Raw genomic sequence first — 24,197 nt, forward strand, 5'->3', positions numbered from 1 at the left:
TATGATTTTTTTAGTGCTAGGATGCTACATTTTAATATGTAGCAGTGACTTACTGTATTTAAAGAGTAATAATTTAAAAAAAGAAATATTAGTATATATTGCTATACTGTCCATAAGTGTTATAATCAGCTCTTTAATTTCTTTAAAGGTTAAGATACCAAATGCTATGGTGTATCTTGGCAAGGTTTTTAGCATATTAAAGAATATGTTAGGAGGGTTTTTATGAAGAAAGAAGTTATATCTAATAAACAAATGCAAATTCTTATATTTTTCTATACTATAGGGGGATATCTGCTCTTTAGTATGGGAGGAAGCTTAAAACAGGATGCATGGATAGCCTCTATTATAGCTATAGTACTTTCCCTACCTATTATGATTATGTATAGTAGAACAATGAACCTATATCCAGGAAAAAATTTATTTGATATAGTCGAAATACTATTTGGAAAGGTTTTTGGAAAAGTTATAAGCATAATTTTCATTTTACATATATTCTTATTAGGAGCTTACATATTAAGGGACTTTATTGACTTTATTAAATTAACAGCTCTTCCTAATACTCCTTCAGCAATTTTAATGATGTGCATTGGAATTTTGAGTATATGGATGTTAAAGGAGGGCATTGAAGTTCTATCTGCATGGGCTCAGTTTTTCATAAGAATTATACTAGTATTTGTGATTTTAGTGTGGGTGTTATTAATACCTCAAATGGATATTACAAATCTACAACCGATTTTCTACAGCGGACTAAAGGATATAGCAAAAGTAAGCTTTAAGTTAATTAGTTTTCCCTTTAGTGAAATATTTTTATTTATGCTATTTTTTGATTACTTAGATCATACTTCAGAGAGTAAAAATATATTTTTAAAGCCAGTAATTATAGGTGGAATAGTTGTGGTAATAACTACCATGATAAATATAATGTTATTAGGAGGAGAGGAGTATTCTTCCTTATATTATGCAGGGTATGAGGGTATAAAAAGATTACAATTAAATGGAGAGTTTCAAAGGATAGAAATAGCAGTTTCTATAGCATTTACTATAATACAGTTCCTTGAAGTGAGTTTTTGTGTACTTGGAGTTTCTAAAGGAGTTACTAAATTATTTAATCTAAAAAGTTATAGAGATATTTTAATACCTATAGTTCTTTTAATGATGAATTTTGCTTATATAATGTTTAATAGTATAATGGAATCTATGGAGTTTACCAGTGAGTTATGGCCATCATATGCCCTTTTAGTACAGATTATAATTCCATTTATAATATTTATAGTGGCTTTATTAAAGAAGAGATATTCAGCTAATAAGAAAGTTTAATGGAAATGGTGTATAATGTATATATATTATATGGAAAGGATCTGTGTACATGAAAATAGCAATGCCTAAAAATGGAGAATTGATTAATCAACACTTTGGTAAAAGTGAAAGCTTTTTGGTTGTAACAATGGAAGAAGGAAAGATCATAGATAAAAAGGAAATCTCAGCTTTAAAGTTACAACATAACCATGGAGGACTTTCAAACTTACTTTTAGATGAGGGTGTTTCCTTGATTATAACTGGCGGAATAGGAGCCGGTGCCTATAATGCTTTAAAGGAAAATAACTTAGAGGTTATAAGAGGGGTTAATGGAAAAATAGAAGAGGTACTACTAGCTTACTTAAAAGGTGAATTAGAGGATAAGAATGTAGTGTGTAATCATAATGGAGAACATCATAATCATTAAAGCATAATTATATATAAGTATTATGGTGATAATATTTTAAAAGTTTAAAACTCTAATAAATCTATTGCTTAAAGAAAACTTCAACTATTTTAAGTGGAATTACTTAAAGTAGCTGAAGTTTTCTTTTTATATATTACATATTTCATAGAATATAAGGCTTTTGATAGAACCTAATATGTTCTACTAAATATAATGTATTATAGATATTAGTTATTGCATAGGTTTAAAAATTCATCTATGTCACCTTTAATTATCTCTAAAGAATTTCTCCAAAAGTTAATATTATGGATATCTATATTCATAACTTTTGTTACATCGGCTGCACTATTTTTACCTGTAAGTGCTAATAGTTTATCATATTCAGGGATAAATTCTTCACCTCTTTTTAGATATTCAGCATAAAGACCCTTTGCAAATAGTAACCCAAAGGCATAAGGGAAGTTATAGTAGCTATATCCTGCTGAATAATAGTGAGGTTTGCAAATCCACATATAGGGGTGTAATAAATCTTGATCTAAACCATCACCATAGGCTTCTTTTTGAGCTGAAATCATTATTTCGTTAAGTTCTTTAGGGGTTAAAGCTGCCTCATCTCTCATTTCAAATAACTTCTTTTCAAATAAAAATCTACTATAAATATCTATAATAATTTGTGTAGAATCTTGAAGTTCGCTTTCTAGAATACTTAAAGCATCTTCTTTGGTTGCCTTTTTTAGAGTAGCCTTTTTAACTATAGTTTCACAAAAGGTGGAAGCTGTTTCGGCTATAGGCATTGGATAATCAGAATTTAGTATAGATTCGTTAAGAAGACAATTACCATGATAACCATGACCAAGCTCATGAGCTAGAGTGATTACATCACTAAGGTTTCCACCAAAGTTTAACATTATTCGACTTTGCCCTATGGTAGGAAGGCCAGCACAAAAAGCTCCTGCTACTTTTCCTTCCTTTGGAAGTACATCAATCCAATTTTCATCAAAAGCTCTTTTAGCAAAATCTCCAAGTTTATCACTAAAGGTTCTAAAATTTTCTTCAACAAAATCTTTTGCTTCATCATAACTGTAAGTTTTATTTACTTGTCCAATCGGAGCAAATATTTCATAAAAAGGTAGTCCATTTTCATAACCTAAAATTTCTGCTTTCTTTTTTAAGTATCCTCTAAAATAAGGAATATATTCCTTCATAGCATCTATCATAGCATCTAAGGCTTCCATGTCCATTCTAGATTTAATTAAGGATTCATGAAGAGGTGATTCGTATCCTCTTAATTTAGAAGTAGTTATAACTTCACCTTTTATTCCGTTAAGGGCGGCAGCTGCTGAGTCTTCAATCTTTTTGTAGCTTTCAAGTTCAGCGTAATAAGCTGCCTTTCTAACTTCGCTATCTTTATGATGAGCTAAATTTCTAACTTCTGTAAGCGGCAATATCTTCTTTTTGCCATCAATCTCTATATCCACCATAAGCTTTGAAACCAAAGCTTCTTTTAAGGTGTCGAATGCTGAGGATCCTGTAGTCTGCATTTTTGCTATTATAGATTCCTCTTTATCACTTAGTACATATTTACTATTTGCCTTAATCTCTTTAAGCATAAACTCATGTTCTTTAAGCAAAGGGCTAGATTCTATTATATTATCTAAATTATCAATAGATCCTATGAATTTTTTGTATTTTGAATCACTTTCAGCCATTTCAGCTAATATTTTTTGGATTATTTCTGAATTTTTTAAAGCCTCAGAATTATTAGTATCAACTGAGGTTGTTAAACTACAGAAAGAATATAAATTTGTTACTAAGTTTGTAAGCTTTATATTGTCATTTATATATTTTTCAAGGGTAGATTTTATGTCATTGCTATTTATGTCGGAATTAACTTCACTATTTATTTTATATATAAATAGTTTTAACTCATTTAAATCTTCTTTAAATTCTTTGCTATCAAAAGAAGTGTAGAGTTCTTTTAAGCTCCAGTTTAAGTTCATAATGATACCTCCCTATAATGTTGATATAAATAGTATATACTATTTATGTATTTTATTTCTACATAAAACAAAAGATAGATTAGGATAGTTGGTAAGTTGTGTGTTAATATAATATTTATATTGAAAATAAGAAATCCTAATTATTATGGATATACAAGAAAGTGAGGATTTTTATGAAAAGGAACACAGGATGGATTAAATTTGCAGTTATATTAATAGCAATTAATCTATTTACGGTAAGACAAGTTTTATCTAAAAGTAAATTTAATGAAAAGGGTTGTGATATACCTGTGCTCATGTATCATTCTATTACAGATAATAATAAAAAGATGTTTAGGGTCACTAAAGATAATTTTTATGATCAAATGAGATATCTAAAAGATAATGATTTTATTATATTAAGTATGGATGAAATGTATGAGCACTTTAAAACCAATAAATCCTTTGAAGATAAGTCTATAGCAATAACCTTTGATGATGGGTATAAAGATAATTATTATAATGCCTACCCCATATTAAAAGAATTTGGAATGAATGCCACTATTTTTGTAGTTACAGATTATTTAGATGAAAGTGCTTACCTTAGTGTAGATGAAATTAAAGAAATGCAGATCAATAATATTGACATTGAAAGCCATACTACCAATCATGCAAAACTAGACAAGCTTACGGAAGTTGATAGAATTAACACATTGAGAGGTTCTAAGGATTATATTGATGAAGTGTTAAATAAAGAGGTGAAATATATATCATATCCTTATGGAAGGTGCAACAAACAAGTAGTTCGAGATGCTTATCTTGAAGGCTATAAAATGTCTTTTACTACAAAGTTTGGACATGCTAAAGGAAAAGATGATTTAAATAAATTGAAAAGAGTTATGGTAAGTGGGTATATGAATATGGATCATTTCAAAAAGGTAGTTAATAAGTAACATATGAATATCAAGTATTAAAAGAAAAGTAGTACATAAGAAATAAAGAATCATTATGGCGTTTGCTATATTGATTCTTTATTTCTTATGCAGATATATTATAATTTACTTTGAATAATTCCTTTAACATTAAAAGCTAAATTATCTAATTCTGTTTTAGAAAGGTTATCTGTTCTTATCATTGGATGTATAAATATTTCAACTTCAGCAGGTTTTACCCTGCCACCGTTTTGTTCCATGAGCTTATAAGATCCATTTACGGTAACGGGAACTATCGGTACTTTGGCTTTGGTGGCTAATTTAAAACTTCCAGCTTTAAAATTACCTATTTCATTTTTACGACTTCGAGTGCCTTCAGGGAATATTACTAGAGAATAACCACTTTTAAGGATATTTATACCGTCTACAATAGCCTCAGCTGATTTTCTAATGCTACTTCTATCCATGAAAACACAGTGCATATATTCCATCCATGTACTTAAAACAGGTATCTTTTTCATCTCAATCTTAGCAACATACCCTTTAGGCTTATCTATATAACTCATAAACAAGGCAATATCAAAATTGCCTTGGTGGTTACTAACAAAGAGCACAGCAATATCTTTTGGAACATTTTCTTTGCCATAAACATTAACCTTTGCCCCGCTGAGCTTAACATGGGACATAGCCCAGGAGGATGTAGCCTTATTTATATATTCATCCTTTTCTTTAATTTTTCCTTGGCGTTCTAAAGATTTAATTTTATAAACACCTGGGATTTTACCAATTAAACTTGTGGCAAAGTGAGTATACCAAGCTATAGTTCTAAGCATAATAAATCTCCTATCTGTATTTAGATTTAGGATATATTTGTAAAAACACTATTTTAATTATAGTATAAATCTCAACTTTATTAAAGTAAGAAATAGAATAATTATATAAGATTATTTTTTAGAAGTATCCTTAGGTACAGTAGGAATATCTATTTTGAGCCTATCTATTTTAATAAAAGAAAATACAATAGGTATAAGGCAAACTAGAGTGTTAGCATAAAGGTATCTAAAATCTTGAGCTGGGGTAGCTATAAATATAGTTGCTGCATTTAGCAATACTGGTAAAATTACAAGTATAGTTTTTGCACCATTTCTTAATATAGCTAAAAAACCAAATAACAAAATAAAAAACATTTGAAAAGCTGGTTTCCAGAAGAAATACTGCAAATCAGGCTTTTGAGTTAAATTTAAAAATTTATTTCCAACTTTAGTTAGACTATTACTTAAAACAGTTTGTTTTAATCCTAAAGAATTTGGTAAAATCTCTCGACTACCCCAGTTTACATAGCCCTTAACTGACCAACCTATAGCAGTTTGGCTTAGGTAAGAATCAAAGGCTATCTTAGGATTTTGAATACAAGCCCCCGCCCAAAGTTTAAGGAAGGCCATTTTATCCTCCATTAATTTATCTACTTTAAAGTCTTTGTGAAATTTAATATAATCTACATTACCTGGCATATAATTTTCTGACCAAGAATTTAAAGGCATTATTTCACTAGCTTTTTTTAATTGATCTTCATTTAAATAGCCATTATTTTTTATAACCGCAGCAATTTGCTGTGTTGGAATTCCAAAAGCCTCACTAGAGGAAGCAGGTTCTATTCCAATTAGGCTATAAATTGGTCCCTTTATTAAAAGAAAAACAACTAAGACAGAAACAAACGTTATTATATATGGTTTTGATTTTTTTATATTTGATACTATTAATATTACTAATGTTCCGAATAGCGGAACTAAGCCATTATGTCTAAATAACACAACACCAAGGGAACAAAGTATAAAATAAATAAGATTTTTTCTATTATATATCCATTCATTATTAGTAATAACAATGTTTATAATTAGCATTGTAAATAAGAGTATAAATCCGCTATAAATTATATCCTTCCACAAAGTAACAAACATTATTCCATTAACAGGGTTTAAGGCCATGGCTAAAATAATTAAATATAAAATCTTTTTATCTACACCAAGTCTTTCAAAGTTATACATACAATATCCAATCATTATAGACATAATAATCACCTGCACTATAACAACCGCAGCAGGAGAATACCATACTCTTGTAATTAAATAGGTGAATAAGGTATGTACTACAGGGTTAGAATCATAATATACACCCTTTGATATTTGATTCCATTGATTCATTGAGTCTGCTGTCATAACCCCTGGATAAAATGACAGTAAATAAAAGATCCCCAATAAAATAAAAGGAATGGCATATATAAGTATTCTTTTTTTACTTATGTCTTTATGATTAACTTCAATTTCAAACTGTAAGAGTTCTATAAAAAAGATCAAAAAAGATGTAAAAAGAAGTAAAAACATAAATAGTTTGATTGAATATTTAACAATAGTTGGATAAGGTAATAAGTAGTTTTTATAAGATATAAATATAACTTTATATAATATACATGATAGAAAAGAAAATATAAGTATTAGTATTTTGTTGTTTTTGCTTAGATTATTAAATTTATTAGGTAGTTCATTTATTATTTTACTGAAAAATATAGCTAGGGGAATAATAAAAAATAGTGGTATAAGCATCCTATTATTATTGTTTGGATTAATGTAAAGGGAAATTGTAAAACTATAAATAATACCTAAAATTAGACTAGATAGATTGTTAGTAACTTTGCTTTTAATCATATTTCACCTCTTAAATAGTTATTACCTTATTAGGTGTCACACTATGCTCATACAATATTATACATTAGTGGTAAATAAATGTAAAGATATATGAAGGATAAGTTAAAAAATAATTTAAAAGGTAAAAATTAGTTATTTGAAATTTAAAATATAGTAAATATATGCTATAATTGATGTCAAAATAAAGAAGATACTTAGAAAAAATTAATAATGAAAAAGATAAAGAGGTAAATGAATAATGAAAGTACTGATTATTATTCCTGCTTTTAACGAAGAAGAAAACTTAATTAAATTAATAGATAACATAAAGATATGTTGTCCTTTTTATGATATCTTAATAGTGAATGATTGCTCTACAGATAATACAAGACTTTTAAGGTTTCAGCCACCAGTTTATAAGATAGATTTAGGTTCTAACTTAGGCATTGGGGGAGCCGTACAGACAGGGTATAAATTTGCATATTATAATGATTACGATGTGGCTATACAGGTAGATGGAGATGGCCAGCATAATCCTAAGTACATAAAAGATCTTATTGAAGAGATTAATAAGGGAGAGAATATGTGTCTTGGATCAAGGTTTATAGATAAGGCGGGATTTCAATCCACCTTTGCAAGAAGAATAGGTATAGTATATTTTTCAAACCTTATACATTTGGTATGTAAAAAAAGGATAACAGATCCAACTTCGGGATTTAGAGCTTGTGATAAAACTGTAATTAAGATGTTTGCAAAAAGATATCCTACAGATTACCCAGAGCCTGAAACGGTAGTTTATTTAGCAAAAAACAAGCTTCGTATAAAAGAGATTCCTGTAGTAATGAATGAGAGAGAAAGTGGAGTGTCATCAATAAATCTCATTAAATCTATATACTATATGATAAAGGTTTCAATAGCTATATGCTTTACTTCGATTTCTAATAGATAACATAATTATAATTTGAACTTTGGAGGATGGATAGATGAATTATCAGCTTCAGATTATTCTAATATTAGTGTCAATAGGATTTTTTATATTTATTTATAAAATGATAACAAATTATAAGATGGACCTTAGACATAGTTTAGTTTGGGTTTTATCTAGCTTAGTTTTCATATTAATGTCTATATTTCCAGGTATCTTAACTAGTATTTCAAGATTATTACATATTGAAGAACCTGTTAATACAATATTTCTTTTAGTTATATTTTTTCTTTTAGTAGTTACATTTACCTTAACACTTACTATTTCAAAAAGATCTAGCAGCATAAAAGATTTAGTACAAGAGGTTGCGATTTTAAAGCTTAAGGTTGAAGAATTATCTAAAGAACAGGGGAAGGATAAGAACTAAGACTATAAAAGATACTACATAAGATTTATTGGGGATCAGTGATTTTTTTTAGATATACTGGTCTTTTTTATATAGAACTTTTAATTAAAATAAAACCTATAATAATTTTTTGACAATAGATAGAACTATTGATAAAATTAATAATCAGGTAACTTGATGAAAGAGGTAGAAAAAAGATGGCAGTTAATTTTGAAAGTCTTAAGATAACAGAAAAAATGATAAGTGGGTTAGAAGGTTTAGGAATTAAAAAACCTACAGAGATTCAAGAAAAGGTAATTCCCTTAGCTTTAGAGGGAAAAAATTTAATAGGACAGTCTGAGACAGGCACAGGTAAGACACTTTCCTATCTTTTACCTATAATAGAAAAGATAGATGTAAATAAAAAAGAGATGCAATGTATAATAATAGCTCCAACACATGAGCTTGTAATGCAGATACATAATACCATTTCAGATTTAAGAAATAGTTCAGGTATAGAGGTTTCATCTACACCTTTAATAGGAAGTGCTAATGTTACAAGACAAATAGAAAAGTTAAAGTCAAAGCCTCATATTATAGTAGGATCTTCAGGAAGAATATTAGAGTTAATAAAAAAAAGGAAGATATCTGCACACACCATAAAAACCATGGTTATTGATGAAGTAGATAAGCTTTTAGATAAGGATAATATCCCTTCTATAAAAGAGATAATAAAAGCTACACCAAAGGAAACTCAAATAATGATGTTTTCAGCTACTATAACAGACAATACCTTAGATGTTTCTAAAACTTTAGCTTCAGATGTTGTTGTATTAAGTGTTAAAAATACAAATGCTGTTAATGAGAATATAATTCATGGATATATTTTAACTGAACATAGAAAGAAGATAGATACATTAAGAAAACTTATATCTGCAGTAAAACCTAAAAGGGCTCTTGTATTTATTAACAGTAGTTATGATGTAGAGAAAACTCTTGAAAAGCTTAGATTCCATAATATAAAGGTAGACTCTGTTCACGGTAGTAATGATAAAGAAGATAGACAAAGAGCCTTAGAAAACTTTAGAAAAGGTAGTATACAAGTTTTAGTTGCATCTGACATTGCTGCAAGAGGACTTGATATTAAAGGCATAACCCATGTGATAAATTTAGATCTACCAAAGGATTCTAAAGATTATCTACATAGAGCAGGAAGAGTTGCAAGGGCAGGAGAAATAGGAGAAGTATTTTCTCTTGTAGATCCTAAAGAAGAAGGCTTTATAAAAAAATATGAAGATAGCTTTAAGATTATTATTCCAGAGAAATATATGTATGGTGGAAGAGTTGAGATTCAAGAAGATTAACAGGTGAATTAGGACTTTTATAGAAGTTTACAGGAAATATTTAGAGGAGAGTTATTAGTTATGAATATTCAAATTTTTGGCATCAAAAAATGCTTTGATACAAAAAAGGCAGAAAGATATTTTAAGGAAAGAAATATAAAATATCAGTTTATTGATTTAAATGAAAAGGCATTAAGCAAAGGAGAGCTACAAAGTGTAAAATCTTCTGTAGGATTAATAAATTTAATAAATAAGGAAAGTAAAGAATATGAAAAGCTAAATCTTTCAAATATTAGAAGCGATAGTATAAGAGAAGAAATTCTTTTAAACAACCCTAAACTATATAAAACACCTATAGTTCGTAATGGTAAGGTGGCTACAGTTGGCTATGCCATAGAGGTTTGGAAACTTTGGGAGTAGAAAAAGGGCATACTAAAGCTTAAACATCTTTATTTAAAAGGTTCAAACCCCTGAACTTATACCTCGATAGGTCTTTGGATAAAGAAAGTATGGTGAAGAGAATGAATGATTATATTTTTCATGCAATAAATAATGTAGCCAATAAAAGCAGTCTTTTAGATGGAGTAATGATTGTAATTTCAAAGTATGGCCCTTATATATCTATATTAGTTTTAGGAAGTATACTTATATTAGGGCTATATAAAAAGAAAAGAAGACCAGTTCAATATGCTACAGAAACTTTAATAATAACTATAATTAGCATGATATTAAGTTTTATAATAGGCAAAGTGTTTTATGTGGACAGGCCTTTTGTTAAAAATAAGGTTAATTTGCTTATAGATCACAAAAGTAATGCTTCTTTTCCAAGTAACCACGCTATGGGAACTATGAGTATAGCTGTAGGATTGTTTTCATTTGATAATTTAATAGGAATGTTTTTAACCTTTTTATCTATAATGGTAGGTATTGCCAGGATATATGTAGGAAATCACTATCCTTTAGATGTCATAGGTGGTTATGTATTAGTTTTTATAGTAAATTACATATATAAAAAGTACATAAGAAAATTTATAGTTACAGATTAATTTTAAGATGTACTATAATATAATTAAAAAAGAAGCTTTTATCAAAGCTTCTTTTATTTTATTAATATTTAAAATACTAGGTTAGATATTAATATTAGTTTAAAATATTTTGTTTAGAGATTTAGAAAGATAAGTATTATAAATAAACAAATAAAAATATTGACAATTAAATAGAATGCGATATAATCTTAGGTAACAGATAACCATTATTAAATAGGGAGATGAGCCCATGAATGAAGTTATAAAAACATTACTTAATCACCGTTCTGTAAGGAGTTACAGCGATAAGGCTATTAAAAAAGAGGATATAGATTTAATAATAAAGGCAGCCCAACAAGCACCATCTTCAATAGATGGACAGCAAGTTACTATAATAAGTGTAGAAGATAAAGAAAAAAAATATAAACTATCAAAGCTTGTAGGAGATCAAAAATATATAGATGAGGCACCAATATTTTTAGTTTTTTGTGCTGATTTTTATAGAGCTAAAATAGCAGGTGAAATCACAGGCGAAAAAATAATTATTACTGATAGCCAAGAGGCTAACTTAGTAGGTGCTGTAGATGTAGGTCTTGCTATGGGAAATGCGATTGCAGCTGCAGAGTCTTTAGGATTGAATATAGTTCCTATAGGTGGAATTAGAAAAGAGCCAGAAGAAGTTATTGAACTTTTAGGACTTCCAGAGTATGTATTCCCAATGGTTGGATTGGTATTAGGCTATGGTGAGGGACCATCAATGGTTAAACCTAGATTTAAGCCAGAGGTAATTTTCCATAAAGAAAGATATAATAAAGATTTACTTCAAGGTATAAAAGACTATGATAAAGTTATAGAAGACTTTATGACAAAGGCAACTGGAGGTAGAGATACTAAGAGTTGGTCAGAAATGATGTCTGGAACATATAAAACTATATATTATCCAAAAGTAAAAGATGCTCTAGAAAAGCAAGGATTTAAAGGTATAAAATAAGTATATGATGAGCATATAAAGTCAATATTTTAAGGGCTGTGTATTAATACACAGCCCTTAAAATATTTAATATACCTTTTTGAAATTTATAATAAAGGTGGCTAATATTATGTTTAAATTAAAAATCACTTTATCTTTAAAATAGATAAAATAATTAACAATATTCCACCAAGCCAAGATAAATCTAGTTTTGAAGTTTTAGCAAGTTTTTTACCTAAAAAGATACCTGAATATATAGCTACAATGCCACAAACTAAAGATAACAAAATTACTTGTATATAATTAGCATTTCCAAGACTACTTCCAAACCCAACAGCTAAAGAGTCTAAAGATAGAGCTATTGCTAGATATAAGGCTTCTTTTGGCTCAAGCTCCTTTGAATTATTAAAGTCGGCTTTAGTTTCATCGGCATATATATCAATTATAAATCTTAAATCAAATAATTTTAAATTTATCTTCTTACCTGAAGATTTACCTATATAACTTTTCACAAGACTTTGAAATAAATAGTATATACCAAGTAAAAATAATATTAAAAAACTTACTATGGAGGTAATATTACCTGGAATAAGTCTTTTTATTATGGAACCAAAAAAAAGCGATATAGCAAGGCAAGAAGAACAAACTATATTAATAACTGTTATAGATACAAAAGGGATTTTTATTTTATTTGCACCATAAGCAATACTAGCCACTAGTGCATCTAAAGATAAGGCTAGTACCAATAGTAGGGACTCTAACATCATATCACCTGCCAATATTATTTTGTAAGACTTTATCGTATTTCCCCGGGAATATAATACGGGATTATAGATATTAATATATTATTCATGTATTTATGAATGGTTACACTATAAAAAAACCTCACCACTTAAGGCGAGGTTTTAATTAATGAATTATATAATTTACATAAACTCATTAAGGAACTTATCTACATTCTTAGGTTCCCATGTTCTATCTACTAATGATACTCCTGAATTTAATACAGGATGAAGTTCTCCGTAAGTGGCTTTACCTTTTTCCTCATAAATTATACCACCTGGAATTCCCTCATCTCCAAATTGCGATGCCTTCTCAAAGGCTGAAAGCTTATTACTTGGATCATGAGATTCATCTAAATAATAAAGTCTATCTTTATACCACTTAAAAGTATTTACTTTATTAAATGTTACACAAGGTTGAAGTATATCTATTAAAGCATACCCTTTATGATTCATAGCAGCTTTTATAATTTCTACAAGCTTATCCTTATCCCCAGAGAAGGCTCTAGCTACAAAGGTTGCTCCAGCACTTATGGCTACTGCTAGTGGATTTAAAGGATAGATATTAACACCTTCAAATTGCATAGAAGTTTTCTGACCTAAAGCAGTTGTGGGGGATCCTTGACCTTTAGTTAATCCATAAATTTGGTTATCATGAACTAATTGAACTATATCCACATTTCTTCTTTGTGCATGCAAAAAGTGATTTCCACCTTCTCCATAAGCATCACCATCACCACCAGTAACTACAACTTTTAAATTTTTATTAACTAATTTTATAGCTTGAGCTGGAGGAAGAGCTCTCCCGTGAAGACCATTAAAACCATTTGCTCTTATATAGTGAGGTGTCTTTGCAGCTTGTCCTATACCAGAAACCATTACTAATTGATCAGGGGCTATGTCAAGCTCTGCAGCGGCTCTCTTTATGGCATCTAGTATATTAAAGTTACCACAACCAGGGCACCATGCATTTTCATCTTTAGTGTTATAAAGTTTTATATCTAACATTTATAGCACCTCCTTTTTTACTGAATCATATATTTCTATAGAATTTAATTGTCGCCCATCATATTTAAGTATACTTTTATCCATGATTAATCCTGTTTCTTGAGTTATAAACTTGCCTAGTTGTCCTGTAAAGTTTTGTTCAACATTTATTAATGTTTTAGCATCTTTAGAATACTTAGCTAGTAAATTTTGAGGTAGGGGAGATATATCTCCAAAGCTAAGAGCACCAACACTGACACCATCTTTATTAAGCATATCTACAGCTTCTTTTAAAGCACCATAAGTTGAACCCCAACCTAGTAATAAAGTGTCAGGATTTTCCACTCCAAAGTATTCAGGTTCAATTAAATCTTCTTTAATTAAATCTAGTTTTTTCATTCTCTTTTGCATTTGTTCATTTCTTATATCTGATTCTTCAGTTATATGGGAATCTTCAGTATGCTCATCACTATCAACTAGTACTATTTGGCCTTTAACCTTTCCAGGAATAAACCTTGGAGATATTCCATTTTCAGTTAATTTATATCTTTGATATTCTTCTCCATCAGCTAAGACCTCTTCTCCTGCAATATGTCTTTCTATTTTAAGCGATTGAACATCAAACTTTGGAACAGTAATATTATAATCTGCTAGATATTGATCTGTTAATAACAAAACTACAGTTTGATATTTATCTGCTAAGTTTAAGGCTCTAAAAGTTTGATAAAAAGCATCTTCAGGGTTTCTAACAGCTATAACCATCCGTGGAAATTCACCATGAGAAGCTGTAAGTAAGAAGCTTAAATCACTTTGTTCAGTTCTAGTAGGAAGTCCTGTAGCAGGACCTGGTCTTTGGGAGTCCACTACAACTAAAGGAGTCTCCATAATGCCTGCAAGACCTAAAGCTTCTACCATAAGTGAGAAACCACCACCAGATGAACCAGTCATAGATCTAGCACCTGCATAAGAAGCACCTATGGCTGCATTAATAGCTGCTATTTCATCTTCTACTTGATCAACTACTATTCCAGCTTCTACCTGTTTTTTGGAAAGGTAGGTCATTATACTTGTAGCTGGAGTCATAGGATAAGCAGCATAATAGGAAAGTCCACCAGCTAAGGCTCCAAGAGCTATTGAAGTATTACCATTTATCAGCATATTATCCTTTAAAACACCATTTTTTAAATCATAGGTGCTATCTACTAAATCATAGCCTTTATTAAAAGCATCTACATTTATATCTCTTATTTCATCTGTAAATTTATTATTAAAGATTTCGGAAACACCCTCATTTGATATTCCAAAATGTTTTATAACAATACCAGCAGCAACAGAACCAAAAGCTCTTGTAAGTCCCGCAGCTTTAGCAAGTTTCATAAGTGGAAAAGTTTTAACTCTATTATCATCATGTTCTATTTTTTCATCAGCTATAATTATCCCATTATCTTTAAGATTGTTTAAATGAGCATCTATAGTATCTTTATCTAAAGCAATCATTAAATCTATTGAGGTTGTATGTGTATAAATTGGTTCATCACCAAAACGAACCTGGGTAAAATTGTGTCCACCTCTAACTCTTGACATATAGTCTTTATTAGAGAATACGTAAAAGCCTTTTTTAAAAAGCAACTTTTCTAGAAAATCACTTATGGTATCCATGCCTTGTCCCGCTGTACCACCAACTAATATATTAAATTTCAAAATTAAACACCTCGCTTTATAAATTTCCCAAAATTTCATATCAAAGATTTTGTAATCTGTTATATAATTTCTATTATAAATATATAATAGCTCTAATCACCAGTGATGTCAATAATGATTATTAGTCGAAAACTATTATCTTTACACATAGCGGAAAATATATAAAAAGTTTATTTTTAAAATAACATGTCAGTATATTATAAATTTTATTGAGGTTGTTGTTTAAATATATCTAAAAATCTATCTTTTTAAATATTTCTCCATCTAAAGTTTTGATTTCAAATATATTTTCATGCAAAATACCGTAACAATGAGGGGTATATTCCTTTGGGAATGTAATAGAACCAGGATTTATTACAAAAATATTATTTATTTTTTCAGCTAAAGGTATGTGAGTATGACCATATATTAAAGCATCTCCATCGCTTAAATTTGGCATATTATCTTTATTAAAAATATGACCATGAGTTAAAAATAGTCTTTTATTATTATATAGAATAATAGAATAATCACTCATGGTTGGATAATTTAGTACCATTTGATCTACTTCACTTTCGCAGTTTCCTCTTACAGCTATAATTTTATCAGTGTAGGAGTTTAAAATTGAGGCAACCTTTTTAGTATCATAATCTCTAGGAAGTTGATTTCTAGCTCCATGGTATAGTTGATCACCAAGGATAACTAAGTAGTCAGCTTTTTCCTTTTCAAAGAATTCTAAAGCTTTTTCTAAATAATAGGCAGAACCGTGGATATCTGATATAAAAAATAATTTCATTTTCATAAGTCTCCTTTGCATTTTATAGGTTATGTTATAATTATAGCAAAATAAGTATTATAAGATATGATTTAAGGAGAGAAAACATTGAAAAAATATGAGTTATTACAAATGTTTAATGAGGGAACTAGTGGAAAAAATCATATTAAAGGTCAGAGAATTATAGATAATGATTTAGTTTCTTCTATAGATATAATAAGTGAAGAAAACTTAATTTGTGTAGATGGTAGGGTTATTTCTGAAAGCCTTTTTAATAAGTATAAGACTATAATTGAAATAGATGCAAAAAACAAGAGTATTTTGTCTACATTTTGTAGTTGTGCTGATTATGAAAAAAATGAATTTAAAAAAGAAAATTATTGTTGTAAACACTTAGTAGCAACATTTTACAAAGCGCTTAAAAGCTTACAAACTCTGAAGGTTTTAAATACACAGCATCCTCCTTTGGATAGTTTATATAAGGATAAAAGTGGCGTTTTAGATATACTTTTAGGTGATGAAAAAGATAAAGAAGAAATTAAAATAGAGGTTTATATTAATAAACATCAGTGGAATAATGGTATAAAGGTTGAATTTAAAATAGGTAGTAAATTTGCAAGGTCAAGTGATCTTAATGTGTTAAAGGATGTTAACCAATTTTTACTAGCTTACTATAATAATTTTCCAGTGATTTATAGTAAAACCTTCACATTTCATAAAAAGACTCAAAAATTAAATATAAAAGACAAAAGGCTTATAGATTTTATAGAAAATCTTTGGACTTTAGATAAAAATACTAAGGCTTTTAAGAGTAGTCGGGAGAAAAATATAGATGGGAAATATATAAACATTCCAGAATACATGGTTCGAGAATTTTTTTATATAATAAAAAATCACAGGGTATATTTAAACGAAGGATTTTTTTCAAGACCAGTGGAAACAGAAATTATAATAGAGGACCCTGAAATAAGATTTGAATTAAATAATTCTAAAGGTAATTACAACCTGAAGGTCACTGAAGGTATGCCTAGCATTTTAGAACCCAAAAATGAAGTCTTATTATACGGCACAAATGTATATCTTCCAAGCTTTGAATTTTGTTATAAGATAAGGCCTTATTTTGAAATATTTAGTAAGGCTAAAATTGTAACTATTCCAATATCTGAAGAAGATACCATATTAAGGCGATTAATTCCAGACCTTAATTCCTTATCACCTATGGTTTCATTATCAAATTCTATACAAGATAAGATTGTAATTGATTCTTGCAAATTTAATTTTTATTTTGATAGACAAGATGAAATTGTAACACTAAAGGTTAAGGTAAGGTATGGAGCCTTTGAATTTAATATTTTTAAGGACTTTAAAGAAAAGGTTATATATAGAGCTATTAAAAAGGAAGAGGAGACAATTGGAATTATTAAAGCCTTAGGATTTGAAGAAATAAATGGAGTGTTTCATTTTTTAAAAGATGATGATTATATATTTAACTTTTTTAAAAATGATATAGAAAGGCTTCAAAAAATAGGAGAAGTTTATTATTCTGAAAATTTTAAGGGACTAAAATATATAGGAACTAAAGGCATAAATGCACAAATTAGTTCAGGTAAATATGATTATTTTGATATGGACTTTAATATAGGTGATATATCATCTAAAGAAACTATGGATATAATAAGATCATTTAAGAATAATCTTAAATATTATAAATTAGAAAGTGGAGAGTACCTAGATTTACAGGAACTAGAAATTAATAAGTTTTTAAAGCTTTTAGATTCAGTATCTTCTTTTAATGTAGAGGATAATCATATTGAAATATCTAAGAATAAAGCGGTGTTTTTAGATAGTTATATAGAAGAAAATAATATTAGATATATAAAAGGCAAGGGTGAATTAAAGAAGGTAAAAGATAGACTTAAAGACATAGAAAAATTAAAGTTTAATGTGCCCTTTGAATTAAAGGGCACACTAAGAGAATATCAAAAGATAGGTTATAACTGGCTTAAAACTTTAGATTACTTAGGATTTGGAGGAATTTTAGCTGATGAAATGGGTCTTGGTAAAACTATTCAAATTATCGTGTTTTTATTATCTAATAAGGGAAGTAAATCATTAATTGTGGCCCCTACATCATTAATTTATAACTGGATAAATGAATTTCATAAGTTTGCACCAAATCTAAAAGTAGTGGCTGTTAACGGACCAAAAGAAGAGAGGGAATGTATTTTAGATAATATAGAAGATGTGGATGTTTTAATAACTACATATAATTTATTAAAAAGAGATATAGATCTTTTTTGTAATTTAGAATTTGATTATTGTATATTAGATGAAGCGCAAAATATAAAAAACTATAATTCTCAAAATTCCATAGCTTCAAAGAGTATAAAGGCAAGGACAAGATTTGCATTATCAGGCACTCCATTAGAAAATTCTCTTATGGATCTGTGGTCAATATTTGACTTTATAATGCCAGGATATCTTTACGATGAGAAAAGATTTAGCGTAAGATACCATAAAAGGCTTAAGGAAGAACCAGAAGTTTTGGAGGATTTAAATAGGCTAATAAAACCATTTATTCTTAGAAGAAAAAAAAGTGAGGTCTTAAAAGAATTACCTGAAAAGATAGAAAAGGTGCTATTAGTTAATCTAGAAGAAGAGCAAAAAAGGGTATATAAGGTTTACGCTGATTATGTAGTTCAGTTAATAGAAAAAAAGGTAAAGGATGATGAATTTAAAAATAGTAAAATAGAGATATTATCTTATATAACAAAACTAAGGCAATTGTGCTTAGATCCAACAGTACTAATTAGTGATTATGTTGGTGATAGCGGAAAGCTTATAGCCTTATTAGAGTTGATTGAAGGGAGCATAGAAGAAGGTCATAGAATACTGATATTTTCACAATTTACTACAGTGCTTAAAAACATAGGTAAGAGAATAAAAGCAGAAGGTATAGACTTTAACTATCTTGATGGATCAATATTTTCAGAAAAGAGAATAGAATTAGTAAATAGTTTTAATGAAGGAAGAAAACCTGTATTTTTAATAAGCTTAAAAGCTGGAGGCACAGGGCTTAATTTAACTTCAGCTGATACTGTAATTCATTTTGATCCTTGGTGGAATCCAGCAGTAGAAGAACAAGCTACAGATAGAGCTCACAGAATAGGACAAAAGAATGTGGTAGAAGTAATAAAGATAATAGCTAAAGGAACCATAGAAGAAAAGATTCTTTCATTGCAAGAAGAAAAGAAAAGACTTATATCAGAATTTATAGGAGATGAATCTTCTAAAGGAGAAGGGTTTTCAAGTCTAAATGAAGAAGAATTATTAGGATTATTTAAGTAAAAATAAAAGACTAAGCTACAAGTGGATTTTATTAAAACCTATGTAGCTTAGTCTTTTTTATTTAAACTTTAATGTTACTTTTTTTTAGTTGTGTTTTTTGATTCTTTAGTGTCAGATGTTATTCCTTCAAATACATCTACGTACATTTGCTTAATTTCGCTCATTAGGGGATATCTTGGGTTAGCACCTGTACACTGGTCATCAAAGGCTTGCTCAACCATGCCGTCAAGGGTAGCATAGAACTTTTGTGAAGATACCCCAGCTTCTGCTATGGTTTTAGGAATGTTAACCCTAGACTTTAACTCATCTATAGCCTTAATTAATAATTGAACTTTTTCATCTATAGTATTTCCACCTAAACCTAGATAGTCAGCTACTCTAGCATATCTCCATGCAGCATTTGGATATTTATATTGAGGGAAGGCTGCTTGCTTAACTGGAGCATCGGTAGCATTGAATTTAATTACTTCGTTTATTAGTAATGCATTAGCAATGCCATGTGGTATGTGATGGAATGCACCTAACTTATGTGCCATTGAGTGGCAGACTCCTAAAAATGAATTAGCAAAAGCCATACCAGCCATGGAGGAAGCGTGGGCCATCTTTTCTCTAGCCTTAATATTAGTTGCTCCTTCATTATAAGCATCTGGTAAGTATTTGAATATTAATCTTATGGATTCTAAAGCCATACCATTAGTATATTCTGATGCAAGTACTGATACATAAGCTTCCAGGGCATGTGTTAATGCGTCTACTCCTGAAGCAGCGGTTAATCCTTTTGGCATACTCATCATAAGTTCTGCATCTACTATAGCCATATCAGGAGTTAATTCATAGTCCGCTAATGGATACTTAATTCCTGTCTCTTCATCAGTTATAACTGCAAATGGGGTTACTTCTGAACCGGTTCCTGCTGATGTTGGCACAGAAACCATCATTGCTTTCTCACCCATAACTGGGAATTTGTAAACTCTTTTTCTTATATCCATAAATCTCATAGCTAAATCTTCAAATCTAATCTCTGGGTGTTCATACATTACCCACATAATTTTAGCAGCATCCATTGGTGAGCCTCCACCTAATGAAAGTATCACATCAGGTTTGAAGCTTAACATTTCTTCAGCACCTTTTTTTGCAGTTTTAAGTGTTGGGTCTGGTTCAACATCTGAGAATATTTTGTAGTCTATTTTATTTTCATCTAATATACCAGTAACTTTATGAGTATATCCTAAGTCGAATAATATTTTATCTGTAACTATAAATACCTTCTTTTTATTTAAATCATGTAGCTCTTGTAGAGCTATTGGTAAACATCCATATTTAAAGTAAGTTTTTTCGGGAACTCTAAACCAAAGCATATTTTCTCTCCTCTCAGCAACACTTTTTATATTAATTAAGTGTTTAGGGCCAACATTTTCTGAAACAGAGTTTCCACCCCAAGATCCGCAACCAAGTGTTAAAGACGGAGCTAACTTAAAGTTATATATATCTCCAATTGCTCCTTGTGATGCGGGCATATTTATTAATGTTCTAGCAGTTTTCATGGCAGCTCCAAACTTTATAATTCTATCTTCTGATTTAACCTGATCCGTATAAAGTATAGAAGTATGACCGAATCCACCTAATTCTACTAGTCTAGCAGCCTTTGTTAAAGATTCGTCAAACGATTTTACTTTGTACATTGCAAGCACTGGTGATAACTTCTCGTGTGAGAATGGCTCTTCAAGCTCTACGGAGTCTACTTCTCCAACCAAAACCTTAGCCACCTTTGGTACAGAAACTCCAGCCATTTCAGCTATTTTAAAGGCTGATTGTCCAACGATATCAGCATTTAATCCACCTTTATCATTTAAAATTATTTTTCTAACCTTATCCACTTCTTCGCCTTTTAATATATAAGCGCCTCTAAGAGTTAACTCTTTTTTTACTTCTTCATAAACTGAATCCATAACAACTATACTTTGTTCTGAAGCACAGATTACACCATTATCGAAGGTTTTAGAAAGTAATATTGAGTTTACAGCCATCTTTATGTGAGCTGTTTCATCAATTATAGCTGGAGTATTTCCGGCACCCACACCTAAAGCTGGTCTACCTGATGAATATGCGGATTTAACCATGGCAGGTCCTCCAGTAGCTAGGATTATATCTGATTCACGCATTACATTTTGTGACAATTCAACGGAAGGTTCATCTATCCATGCTATTATTCCTTCTGGAGCACCAGCCTTAACTGCAGCATCTAAAACTATTTTAGCAGCCTCAATTGTAGACTTTTTTGCTCTTGGATGAGGGCTTATGATTATAGCATTTCTTGTTTTTAAGGCTATTAATGTTTTAAATATTGCTGTGGAGGTTGGGTTAGTAGTTGGAACAATGGCAGCTATAACTCCGATTGGTTCTGCAACCTTAGTAATACCAAAGGTATTATCTTTCTCTATTATCCCACAGGTTTTCATATCTTTATATTTGTTGTATATATATTCTGCTGCGAAGTGGTTCTTTATAACTTTATCTTCAACGATACCCATACCAGTCTCTTCTACAGTCATTTTAGCTAGTTTAATTCTTGCGTTGTTTGCGGCCATAGCAGCTTGCCTAAATATTTCATCTACCTCTTCTTGAGTGTATGTTGCAAATAACTTTTGGGCTTCTCTTAACTGCCTAATTCTCTCTGTTAATTCCTTTGAGTTTGTTACTAACATAATTATTCCTCCTAGAATCATATAAAAATTTTGAACTTTCAATTGTTATTTTTTTATCAAACTTCTCTATGAACTCATTTTATTAGATTGTTTAATTTTTGTCAAACTTTTTGTTTGTATTTTTAAAGATTATTTGATATATGTGTATTTTGTCCTTTTACTATTTTTTATATTCCTTTAAAGGTTACTTAAATTGTTAAATAGAATATTCTAAACTATTTAAATACATTTATTATTCTGAAAAAGAAGATGTGAATCAATAAGAATTATGGTAATATGTTTATATAATATTATGGACTGAAAAAGGAGAAAGTAATATGAAAAAAAAGCTATCATTGATTGTGCTAATACTTATTTTTGCATTATTCACCTATGGATGTAGTCAAAAAATAAGTCTTTTAGAAACTAAAGCAGAGTATTTCACAGAATATACAAATAATGATATCAGTATAAAGATCTCCAATACAGTGAAGGACAAAGAAAATATCTATAGTATGCTGTTGGAGGATTTACAGAAAATCAACAGCTTTTCACCAATATATAATATAGAAATAGATATAGATGAAAAGAATGTTATACCCAAAGTGGAAAGAAGTATTAAATGTAATAGTAGTTTTATAAAGACAGAAGAATTTAAAAAGGAACTTATAAAAAAGTCCTATGATATATATGATAATTGGATTTCAGAAGGGCTTTATGCAAAGATATTTAAGGGAGATATGGAAGCTTTAGAGTTTCCTGAATACTATGAAGAACATGACTTTTCATTATTTGGAGCAAGATTCTTTGAGCCATTCGCATCTAAAAGGGAAATAGAAAATGTACAAGCTGCATCAATAGATTTAGTAGAGTATACAATAAAAAAGGGAAAAAAAGAAGAATTACTGAAAAATCAAGTAGACATATCAGATATTGAAGAATGGGCAAAGGATAAGAATATAGACCTATCTTATCAAAGAAGTATAGAGAGCCTAATGAATAGAATGGAAGCAAATAAATTAAATTCAAATGTATATTTAACTTTAAACACAAAGGAAGATATTAATGGATTTATCATAGATATACAGACTATGGATGAACAATATGATGTTGCTGAAGAACTAGAAGATTTTATACTTAAGATGGATACAAGTATAAAAGGCATAAAAGAAGGAATAAAAAAAGACGCTCCTAATTTCTATAATGATTATAGTACTGTAATAGAAAATGTGCCTAAGATACACTATTATTTTGATAATAACTCAAAGACACAAGGTGGTGCATTTTTGGGAAAAGGAATGATTGAACTTAAAAGATTAAGCGCCCAAGCACATGAATTCGGTCATATATTAGTGACAGACTCTTTTTTTAAGAATAGTATACAAATAGATAATATGCCCCAATGGCTAGATGAAGGTATAGTAAACTATTTGGATATGGCATATTCTGGACTCATTGGAGAAGAAATGGTAAGTGATTTGTTAGAGGCAAGAAAAGAAGACACAGTAAAAGAAATATATTATGATTATGATAAAGTTATCGAGGTTCTTGAAGTAAATGATATAGATTTAAATAAGCTAGATAAGATAATAAAAGATAAAGATGAGCGAATAAAAATTGTTAATATAGTACTTATAGATGGAATAAAAGTTATAAAAAATAAAGGATTAGAAATACTTGTTGAAGATACAGTTTTTGTTAAAGATGGATACAATGCTAATCAAACATTAAGGCCAATGGATGAAGGAAATTATATTGATTATCATTTAAATCAAATTTTCACTAACTATTTAATACATGAATATGGGTTGGAAAAGCTTTTATATTTAAGAGTTGAGGATTTTGATATATTAACATATGAGGATTATTTCGGAAAAGGATATGGTGAGCTTAAGGCTGATTGGATGAAATATCTTAAGGAGAATATTAAAGCTATCGAATTGATACTTTGATATAAATGTCACAGAAAGAATATACAAGGATGGAGAAGTAGAAGATG

Annotated in this window: 20 protein-coding genes; 12 read left to right on the top strand and 8 right to left on the bottom strand. The window is 29.5% G+C overall.

The window, feature by feature from the left end:
- Window position 1: 1 nt before the first annotated feature.
- Genes BD821_RS02615 through BD821_RS02625 form a run of 3 tightly spaced genes read left to right on the top strand, consistent with a single transcriptional unit; the run spans window position 2 to window position 1,723 of the window.
- Window positions 2–226, top strand: coding sequence for a hypothetical protein (locus tag BD821_RS02615; protein ID WP_104409181.1), 225 nt, complete (start codon window positions 2–4; stop codon window positions 224–226).
- Complete coding sequence (locus BD821_RS02620) at window positions 223–1,317, top strand: GerAB/ArcD/ProY family transporter (protein ID WP_104409182.1); 1,095 nt, start codon at window positions 223–225, stop codon at window positions 1,315–1,317. Before BD821_RS02615 ends, BD821_RS02620 begins: the two co-directional genes overlap by 4 nt.
- Before the next feature lie 49 nt (window positions 1,318–1,366).
- Window positions 1,367–1,723, top strand: coding sequence for a NifB/NifX family molybdenum-iron cluster-binding protein (locus BD821_RS02625; protein WP_104409183.1), 357 nt, complete (start codon window positions 1,367–1,369; stop codon window positions 1,721–1,723).
- 206 nt (window positions 1,724–1,929) lie between these two features.
- Here the strand turns inward: BD821_RS02625 and BD821_RS02630 are convergent, their stop codons facing one another.
- Window positions 1,930–3,702 (bottom strand): M3 family oligoendopeptidase, encoded by a 1,773-nt coding sequence (locus BD821_RS02630; protein ID WP_104409184.1) that lies wholly within the window; start codon window positions 3,700–3,702, stop codon window positions 1,930–1,932.
- Window positions 3,703–3,875: 173 nt separating this feature from the next.
- Between BD821_RS02630 and BD821_RS02635 the strand changes: the two genes are divergently transcribed.
- Window positions 3,876–4,634, top strand: a complete 759-nt coding sequence (locus BD821_RS02635; protein ID WP_104409185.1) for a polysaccharide deacetylase family protein — start codon at window positions 3,876–3,878, stop codon at window positions 4,632–4,634.
- Between the two features lie 98 nt (window positions 4,635–4,732).
- On the opposite strand, the gene BD821_RS02640 is transcribed toward BD821_RS02635, so the two are convergent.
- Together BD821_RS02640 and BD821_RS02645 are read right to left on the bottom strand one after the other, a co-directional pair.
- A complete protein-coding gene (locus tag BD821_RS02640; protein ID WP_104409186.1) occupies window positions 4,733–5,446 on the bottom strand; it encodes a lysophospholipid acyltransferase family protein in 714 nt (237 codons plus the stop codon).
- Window positions 5,447–5,557: 111 nt separating this feature from the next.
- Window positions 5,558–6,829, bottom strand: coding sequence for a DUF6020 family protein (locus tag BD821_RS02645; RefSeq protein WP_146076371.1), 1,272 nt, complete (start codon window positions 6,827–6,829; stop codon window positions 5,558–5,560).
- A 724-nt stretch (window positions 6,830–7,553) separates the two neighbouring features.
- Between BD821_RS02645 and BD821_RS02650 the strand changes: the two genes are divergently transcribed.
- The 6 genes from BD821_RS02650 (at window position 7,554) to BD821_RS02675 (ending at window position 11,963) form a co-directional block, all read left to right on the top strand.
- Complete coding sequence (locus BD821_RS02650) at window positions 7,554–8,243, top strand: glycosyltransferase family 2 protein (protein WP_104409188.1); 690 nt, start codon at window positions 7,554–7,556, stop codon at window positions 8,241–8,243.
- 34 nt (window positions 8,244–8,277) lie between these two features.
- Entirely contained in the window at window positions 8,278–8,646 is a 369-nt protein-coding gene (locus BD821_RS02655) for a DUF2304 domain-containing protein (protein WP_104409189.1), read from the top strand.
- Between the two features lie 176 nt (window positions 8,647–8,822).
- Window positions 8,823–9,968, top strand: coding sequence for a DEAD/DEAH box helicase (locus BD821_RS02660; RefSeq protein ID WP_104409190.1), 1,146 nt, complete (start codon window positions 8,823–8,825; stop codon window positions 9,966–9,968).
- 60 nt (window positions 9,969–10,028) lie between these two features.
- Window positions 10,029–10,367, top strand: a complete 339-nt coding sequence (locus BD821_RS02665; protein WP_104409191.1) for an arsenate reductase family protein — start codon at window positions 10,029–10,031, stop codon at window positions 10,365–10,367.
- Between the two features lie 74 nt (window positions 10,368–10,441).
- A complete protein-coding gene (locus tag BD821_RS02670) occupies window positions 10,442–10,993 on the top strand; it encodes a phosphatase PAP2 family protein (protein ID WP_169993924.1) in 552 nt (183 codons plus the stop codon).
- A gap of 229 nt (window positions 10,994–11,222) precedes the next feature.
- On the top strand, window positions 11,223–11,963 hold the full coding sequence (locus BD821_RS02675) for an NADPH-dependent oxidoreductase (protein ID WP_104409193.1): 741 nt from the start codon (window positions 11,223–11,225) through the stop codon (window positions 11,961–11,963).
- 125 nt (window positions 11,964–12,088) lie between these two features.
- On the opposite strand, the gene ytaF is transcribed toward BD821_RS02675, so the two are convergent.
- The 4 genes from ytaF to yfcE all read right to left on the bottom strand — a co-directional run bounded on the left by ytaF (window position 12,089) and on the right by yfcE (window position 16,187).
- Complete coding sequence (ytaF, locus tag BD821_RS02680) at window positions 12,089–12,706, bottom strand: sporulation membrane protein YtaF (RefSeq protein ID WP_104409194.1); 618 nt, start codon at window positions 12,704–12,706, stop codon at window positions 12,089–12,091.
- A 162-nt stretch (window positions 12,707–12,868) separates the two neighbouring features.
- Window positions 12,869–13,732 carry a 2-oxoacid:ferredoxin oxidoreductase subunit beta gene (locus BD821_RS02685; RefSeq protein ID WP_104409195.1) on the bottom strand — a complete coding sequence of 288 codons (864 nt, stop codon included), beginning with the start codon at window positions 13,730–13,732 and terminating at the stop codon, window positions 12,869–12,871.
- A complete protein-coding gene (locus BD821_RS02690) occupies window positions 13,733–15,412 on the bottom strand; it encodes a 2-oxoacid:acceptor oxidoreductase subunit alpha (protein ID WP_104409196.1) in 1,680 nt (559 codons plus the stop codon).
- A 232-nt stretch (window positions 15,413–15,644) separates the two neighbouring features.
- A complete protein-coding gene (gene yfcE, locus BD821_RS02695; RefSeq protein WP_104409197.1) occupies window positions 15,645–16,187 on the bottom strand; it encodes a phosphodiesterase in 543 nt (180 codons plus the stop codon).
- A gap of 111 nt (window positions 16,188–16,298) precedes the next feature.
- On the opposite strand from yfcE, the gene BD821_RS02700 reads away from it, so the two are divergent.
- The gene (locus tag BD821_RS02700) at window positions 16,299–19,514 is read left to right on the top strand and encodes a DEAD/DEAH box helicase (protein ID WP_104409300.1); all 3,216 of its coding nucleotides are present in this window, start codon (window positions 16,299–16,301) and stop codon (window positions 19,512–19,514) included.
- Between the two features lie 74 nt (window positions 19,515–19,588).
- Here BD821_RS02700 and adhE read toward each other — a convergent pair whose 3' ends face one another.
- The gene (gene adhE, locus BD821_RS02705) at window positions 19,589–22,219 is read right to left on the bottom strand and encodes a bifunctional acetaldehyde-CoA/alcohol dehydrogenase (RefSeq protein ID WP_104409198.1); all 2,631 of its coding nucleotides are present in this window, start codon (window positions 22,217–22,219) and stop codon (window positions 19,589–19,591) included.
- 317 nt (window positions 22,220–22,536) lie between these two features.
- On the opposite strand from adhE, the gene BD821_RS02710 reads away from it, so the two are divergent.
- Window positions 22,537–24,150, top strand: a complete 1,614-nt coding sequence (locus tag BD821_RS02710) for a hypothetical protein (RefSeq protein WP_104409199.1) — start codon at window positions 22,537–22,539, stop codon at window positions 24,148–24,150.
- Window positions 24,151–24,197: the final 47 nt, after the last annotated feature.

It is taken from the genome of Clostridium algidicarnis DSM 15099, from assembly GCF_002934235.1.
Lineage (GTDB): Bacteria > Bacillota > Clostridia > Clostridiales > Clostridiaceae > Clostridium_L > Clostridium_L algidicarnis.